The following is a 6955-nucleotide window of genomic DNA, read 5'->3' as shown; positions in this document are numbered from 1 at the left end:
TTCAATGAAGGTAAGGATGACATTTTTAGAATTGAGGAATGAGTTAAGTCACACTTCGAGTTTGCTTGAGCTAAGGACTTTGAGCAGGACTTTAGCCTGAGGAACGACTTTAGTCGTCGACATTCATGTCCAAATCCACCTGCTTTAGCAGGTGGTCGTTTAATAAATTTAAATAGAAATGATATAGCAATCAAGAAGAAATTAGTCCCTGGAGTTACTGTTAATGTATGTTTAAACAAAATTATTTCTTAGGTGGGAGAATTTTGACAAACAAAATCCAAAGAATCACACCAAATATGTGGTTTGATTCACAGGCAGAGGAAGCAGCGAAATTTTATACTTCAATCTTTGATAATTCAAAGATTGGAAGAATTAATTACTATGGTAAAGAAGGGTATGAAATTCACGGGCAGCCAGAGGGAACGGTAATAACTGTGGAATTCGAGCTAGAAGGTCAGAAATTCGTAGCTTTAAATGGTGGGCCATATTTCGAATTCAATGAGGCAATCTCATTTATTGTCAATTGTGAGTCCCAGGAAGAGGTAGATTTCTATTGGAATAATCTCTCAGAAGGTGGGGATGAGAAGGCGCAGCAGTGTGGTTGGCTCAAGGATAAGTATGGCGTATCTTGGCAAGTAATCCCAACGATTTTGACCGAAATGTTACGCGACCCAGACCCAGAGAAATCAGGAAGGGTTATGAAAGTAATGCTACAAATGAAGAAAATTAACATAAGGAAGTTGGAGGAGGCATATGAGGGATAGGGTTTAGGGAGAAATAGTGCTTTATCCTTTTAACGAAAAATCAAAATATTCCTTTTAAGGTATATTTAATGCATGGAAAAAATATTGAGTGCTCTTGCCGAGCCTAACCGCTTACAAATTATTGAACTCTTGCGTGATGGTCCTCTTACAGTTGGAGAAATTGCAAAATAAACTTGAGATTCGCCAGCCGCAAGTTTCCAAACACCTTCGTATACTTACAGAATCAGAGCTCGTTGAGGTGCAGCCAATTGCCAATCGTCGGATCTACAAGCTACGTTCACAGCCATTTAAAGAGTTGGATTCTTGGCTGGAGACTTTCCGAAGTGTCTGGGAGGAAAGGTTCGATCGTTTGGATGACTATTTACTTGAACTTCAAGCAAAGAAAAAGGAACAGGATGAATAAAGGGAAAGTAACACAGAGAAATATGAGCAGCGCTATAGCAAAATTTAGAGAAGGAGGGACGTATAGCTTCTAAGTGAATAAGAAAGCACAAAATTTTCCTACTGCATAAGCCAAATGCGGGTAGCCTGCTTGGTTGATTCCGAGTTTTTTGCAGTAATTCCGCGGTTTTGTATAAGAATTCCGCACTTATGTAGATTATTCCGTGTTTGTGTACTGGAATTCCGTACTTTAGTGCAGTAATTCCGTGTTTAGGTATATTATTTCGAGTTTTTCTAATCAAAATATTCTTTAGGAGGAATTAAAATGTCTGAAAATAAAGCAACGCATAGTGTTAAAACGAAGGTAGAAGGAAGAGATCTTGTTTTAGAACGATATTTCAATGCTACGCGAGAAATTGTGTTTAAGGCTTTTTCTGAATCCGAGAGCTTGGCGAGCTGGTAGGGGCCAGCTGGTTGGACAACTGAAAACAAGAAATTTGAGTTTAAACCAGGCGGGGTATGGCATTATTGCATGCGGTGTACGGATAAGAATCAAGGGAAATTTTATGGTCAGGAATCATGGGGGAAAACAGTCTATCAGGAAATCGTTATACCAGAGAAGATTGTTTATACCGATGTGTTTTCTGATGAAGATGGAAATGCTAACGAAAGTATGCCGGAAATTTTGGTAGCGATGACTTTTCTTGAACAAGATGGTAAGACAAAATTAATAGTCCGAAGTACATTTTCATCTGTTGAAGCTCTAGAGTCCATAATCGATATGGGTGTGGTTCAAGGGTTTAGTTCACAATTGGACTGTCTCGATGATTATCTGAGAAAGGTTCAATAAAAGATGTAAAAAACTCATGTTAAATCGCCGGACAAGGCTTAGAGAATTGTTATTCCTAAGCCTTGTTTTTCTTAATTTTATTCCCTGTAGTTAGATTTCTCTTTATTATTTTTGAAGGTACAATTCTTATAAACATAGGATTTTAGCAGACTAATGTGATTGTAAAATCGCATATTGTTCAAATTCGGTTGGCTTTTCCCAATCACGAGTTATTTTCAGTCCATCGTTATTTTTGATCGTCAATTCTCCTTTTTTAGCTACAACTACAGAAGAGTGATCATCATAGTATTTCAATTTTAACGTATACGTATAATCTATCGAACCATTATCATTTTCTTGTTCTTTCTCAAGTCTAACTCCTTCTAACTCAACGCTTTTACCAATATTCTTCGCTATAGTAGGTGCTATACTAAATACACGGTTTTTCATTAAATTTTCCAGTTCTTCTTCTGAAAGAAACGGTTTCACTTTTTCTCCAATTTCAAGTCCTGTTAGAGGATCATCAGGATTCTCAATCGTATATTGTTCTGTTTTGTATTCTTTCACAAACGTTTTAACATCGTCGTTATTCATAGCTTCACTACTACAACTAGTCATACCAAACATCATAACAACCAATAATAGGATTCCAATCATTTTCCTCATAAAAATAACCTGCATAATATGTACATACGTTTACTGCCTTGAATTGGTTGCAATTATTTTTCTTTCGAACGTAGCATAGGATATTATAAAATTAGAAGTCTGTGGATAATTTATTAACTGCTTAAGCCACGTCCAGCTCCAGTGCCTAGACACTCGAGACATAAGCAGTTCGACTTGGGTAAAGTCATCCACACTACGCGACCTGCTTATGCTTGTCGTGTCTTTCAAGGCGCTTACGCTTTCGTTCTCTAGAAGCTTCTCCCAAAGTCCTGTTGATTTAATTCTTTCTTTATTTGTAGTAAAATGAAAATTACCCAATTTACAAGTTACTTGGGCATGTTGACCTTGTGACATGCGTTAATATAGGCAAACAAAGGAGAACTAGCTGTGAAAATAGGGATTGATAAAATAGGTTTCTACGCACCTCATTTATATGTGGATATGAATAAATTAGCGGTCCAACGAAATGTGGAGCCTGAAAAATTTACGATTGGAATTGGACAAGAAAAGATGTCTTTAGCTCCGATCACGCAGGATCCAGTAACATTAGCAGCAAATGCTGCTTTAGAAATTTTGGATGAAGAGGATAGAGAAGCGATTGACTTTGTCATTTTTGGGACAGAATCAGGCATTGATAGTTCAAAATCTGCTGGAGTTTATGTCCATGATTTATTGGGGTTAAACCCATATGCTAGGGCGATTGAGGTTAAACAGGCCTGTTACGGGGCGACTGCTGGTATTCAAATGGCAAAAGGGCATATAGCACTAAACCCACAAAGTAAGGTGTTAGTGTTAGGTTCCGATATTGCCAGATATGGTTTGAATACACCAGGAGAAGCTACTCAAGGAGCAGGTGCGGTTGCGATGGTGATTAGTGCTGATCCTAATATTTTGGTATTGGAAGATCAAAGTGTCTACTTTACCACAGATATTATGGATTTTTGGCGTCCCATTTATTCGGACAAAGCGTTCGTGGATGGAAAATTATCCAATGAACAGTACATTTCCTTCTTTTCAAAAGTTTGGGAGCAATATAAGTCTAAAACTGGATTAGGATTGAATGACTTTGAAGCGATTTGCTATCACTTACCTTATACGAAAATGGGGCTTAAAGCGTTAAGGACTGTTCTGGATGAAGGGACAGAGGAAGTGAGGGAACGGTTAACGAACAATTACACCATCAGTACATCGTACAATAGGAATGTTGGAAATATTTATACCGCTTCCTTATACTTAAGCTTACTATCCCTTCTTGAACAAAAGGATGATTTAGCAACAGGTTCAAGAATCGGGTTATTTAGTTATGGATCTGGTGCTGTTGGGGAGTTCTTTACGGGTATTCTGCAACCAAATTATAAGGATCATCTACATGTGGATAACCATTCCTCGTTATTTTCTTTAAGAAGAGAAGTAACGGTTTCCGAATATGAGGAAATTTTCGAGGAGACATTGCCAACTGACGGTTCTACCTTTAAGTTGGATGTTGATAATGATCCTGCATCCATTTGTTTAGCGGGAATGGCTGATGATAAGCGACTATACATTAATAAACTAAAATAAAAACAGGTAAAAACGCTGGAGGGATATAGTTCCTTCCAGCGTTTTTTTAGCGTACATACAATGTATTTACTTTAGCCAAACTATCCCTATGGAGGTGCTTTCCTATGGATAAAAAAAGAAAAATTAGTAGTGGAAATAGTGATGAACAAGCTGTAAGGAAAACTTTATCCAAACAATATGATCATGAATTTGCAAATGAACCGTTAACGGAAAATGAGCGGTTGAATAATAAAAAGACAAAAAAAAGACAGTAATTACAGGATGTAGTATGAGAAAATTCATTTTGTAATTTAGAATACAAGAACAAAATACACTGAACTCTTGTTATACAAGGGTTCTTTTTTTAAATCTAAATTTAAATTTAAAACTATAGTAAAAAAACTGTTGCAATTTTGTAATAATAACGTTAAGATAAGTTATAATATTCAGATATTATAACGGCGTTCAAAAAATAAATAGTGTTTAAATTATTTAAATGCGTATAAGATTAATTTTCAGGAAGTATTTAATTTGGAAATGTAAGCGATTACAATAAAGATATATTACACACTAACATTGAAAAGGTGATAGTTATTATGAAGCTTTCACAGAGAAAAATGATAAGAAAGAAGCAGCAAATATTATTTTCAGCAATTGGAATTGTTAATAAGAAGGGATATGCTGGTGCAACAATGGAGGATATCGCTGCTGAACTCCTGATGACTAAAGGGTCATTATATTACTACTTCAAAAACAAAAGTGACTTAATGTATCAATGTCATAATTTTGTACTTTCCCAAGCATCTGAGGATCTCGAGAGGATTCTTAACGGAGAAGGTTCCACTAAAGAGATTCTTTTTAAAATGGTTGCTACCCATATTGATTATGCCATAGAAGAAAAAGAAACGTTTAACTTGATTATGGAACCAAAACGCTTCTTTAACGAAGAACAGTTGAAATTAGTACTCGAGTTAAGGAAGAGGTATGAAGGACTTTTTGACCAGATCATTTCAAGGGGAATTCAGGAAAGGATATTCAGCACAGAGGAACCAACAATCGCTAGAATGATTATACTTGGTGCAATGAACTGGATCCAGCAATGGTATAAACCAAAGGGTAGGTTGTCAAAGGAAGAATTAGTTGAAATATACAGTGATTATATTATTAAAATATTGAAATAAAAGGAGGCCTAATATGGCAATTCAAACAATTGAATTATTTGGGAGGAAGGATATTAAAGTATTTAATGAACGCCCTAAAAATATTGGTGATATCCTATCAAATAGCGCTAAGAATTATAAGGAAAAAAATGCAATCGTTACAGAAGAAAGAACTCTAACTTATTCAGAGTTGGATTCCTATTCATCGATTATTGCTTCCAATTTGCAAAAGAAATGTGGAGTTAAAAAAGGTGACCGAGTAGCAATTATTATCGGAAATCGATATCACTTTCCCTTATTCGTTTTTGCATGTGCCAAGTTGGGTGCAATCTTAGTGCCAGTCAATGTCAAATTGGCAGCAGAAGAAATAGCATTTATATTAGGACATTCAGATGTAAAAGTAATTATTAGCGAGGAAAAGTTTATTTATAAAATGGATGAAATAAAAGAAATTGATAGTAATGTTATTCCACATAAAGATCTTATACTTGTTATTGATGGAGAAGATACATTTACACAATTAATGGAGGATAAATATGAACTCGAGAAAGTAAAAGTAGATGAATTAGACTCCGTTTTTATCCTTTATACTTCTGGAACAACAGGGAAGCCTAAAGGTGCTGTCTTAACTCATATCAATGTTATTCACAGTTTAATTAACTATAAAACTACATTTAAAACAGATAGTACTATGAAAACTTTAATTGCAGTGCCAATGTTTCATGTGACAGGTTTAGTAGCCCAGTTACTTCATATTCTATTCGTTGGTGGTACTGCTCATAGTATGGAACGCTATCAAAATGACAAATACATAGAGACCATTCTAAAATACCGAATAAACTTCCTCTTTAATGTACCTACTATATTTATCATGATGTCCACACAGGAAAAATTTCAGAATAATAGTTTTGATTTTGTAACAAAAGTCGCCTTTGGAGGTGCACCGATATATCAGCAAACATTTTCTATGCTAAGAAAAGCTTTTCCAAATGCAGAAATGCATAATGCTTATGGTGCAACAGAAACTACATCACCAGCAACCTTAATGCCTTTAACGTATTCGGAAGAAAAAGTCACTTCGGTAGGATTATCTGTTCCCGTAGCAGATATTAAAATAATTAATACTAAGGGGGATGAATGTAAATTACATGAGGTTGGGGAACTGTATATAAAAGGTCCAATGGTTATCAAGGAGTATTGGAAAAACATTGAGGCAAACAAAAGTAATTTTTTAGACGGTTATTGGCTATCTGGAGATCTTGGATGTGTCGATGAGGATGGATTCTTTTATATTCGCGACCGTAAGAAACATATGATTAACCGGGGGGGTGAGAAGATCTTCTCCATTGAAGTAGAGGATGTCCTGAAAAAGTATGAATTAATTAATGAAGCTGCTGTTATAGGTATCCCTGATCCATTATATGGTGAAAAAGTAAAAGCATTCATTGTAAGTGATCAATTGACGGAAGAGGATATTCCTAAGATTAAGAATCACTGCAAGAAAAACTTAGCAAAATTTAAAATCCCAGAAGTATATGCGTTCATCGATGAGCTACCTAGGAATGCCTCTGGAAAAATATTGAAACAATCATTAAAGGAAAAAAGGGGAAATTAAC

Annotated in this window: 6 protein-coding genes and 2 pseudogenes; 7 read left to right on the top strand and 1 reads right to left on the bottom strand. The window is 35.5% G+C overall.

What is annotated here, in order from left to right; all coding sequences use genetic code 11:
* Window positions 1-263 precede the first annotated feature (263 nt).
* The 3 genes and pseudogenes from ACFQ3N_RS15745 to ACFQ3N_RS15735 all read left to right on the top strand — a co-directional run bounded on the left by ACFQ3N_RS15745 (window position 264) and on the right by ACFQ3N_RS15735 (window position 1995).
* Window positions 264-764, top strand: a complete 501-nt coding sequence (locus tag ACFQ3N_RS15745) for a VOC family protein (protein WP_390363492.1) — start codon at window positions 264-266, stop codon at window positions 762-764.
* Between the two features lie 72 nt (window positions 765-836).
* Window positions 837-1167, top strand: a pseudogene (locus tag ACFQ3N_RS15740) (ArsR/SmtB family transcription factor).
* 303 nt (window positions 1168-1470) lie between these two features.
* A pseudogene (locus ACFQ3N_RS15735) lies at window positions 1471-1995 on the top strand (SRPBCC family protein).
* Window positions 1996-2145: 150 nt separating this feature from the next.
* Here the strand turns inward: ACFQ3N_RS15735 and ACFQ3N_RS15730 are convergent.
* Window positions 2146-2640: a hypothetical protein gene (locus ACFQ3N_RS15730; RefSeq protein WP_390363491.1), complete on the bottom strand. Its 495-nt coding sequence runs from the start codon at window positions 2638-2640 to the stop codon at window positions 2146-2148.
* A gap of 387 nt (window positions 2641-3027) precedes the next feature.
* Between ACFQ3N_RS15730 and ACFQ3N_RS15725 the strand changes: the two genes are divergently transcribed.
* The 4 genes from ACFQ3N_RS15725 (at window position 3028) to ACFQ3N_RS15710 (ending at window position 6954) form a co-directional block, all read left to right on the top strand.
* The gene (locus ACFQ3N_RS15725; RefSeq protein WP_390363490.1) at window positions 3028-4200 is read left to right on the top strand and encodes a hydroxymethylglutaryl-CoA synthase; all 1173 of its coding nucleotides are present in this window, start codon (window positions 3028-3030) and stop codon (window positions 4198-4200) included.
* A gap of 104 nt (window positions 4201-4304) precedes the next feature.
* Window positions 4305-4454 (top strand): small acid-soluble spore protein O, encoded by a 150-nt coding sequence (gene sspO, locus ACFQ3N_RS15720; RefSeq protein WP_390363489.1) that lies wholly within the window; start codon window positions 4305-4307, stop codon window positions 4452-4454.
* Window positions 4455-4775: 321 nt separating this feature from the next.
* Entirely contained in the window at window positions 4776-5360 is a 585-nt protein-coding gene (locus ACFQ3N_RS15715; protein WP_390363488.1) for a TetR family transcriptional regulator, read from the top strand.
* 13 nt (window positions 5361-5373) lie between these two features.
* Window positions 5374-6954 (top strand): class I adenylate-forming enzyme family protein, encoded by a 1581-nt coding sequence (locus ACFQ3N_RS15710; protein WP_390363487.1) that lies wholly within the window; start codon window positions 5374-5376, stop codon window positions 6952-6954.
* The last annotated feature ends 1 nt before the right edge of the window (window position 6955 follow it).

Origin of the sequence: Virgibacillus byunsanensis, from assembly GCF_042675965.1 — a bacterium.
Classification (GTDB): domain Bacteria; phylum Bacillota; class Bacilli; order Bacillales; family Amphibacillaceae; genus Virgibacillus_R; species Virgibacillus_R byunsanensis.
This window is presented reverse-complemented; position numbering and strand designations above follow the sequence as displayed.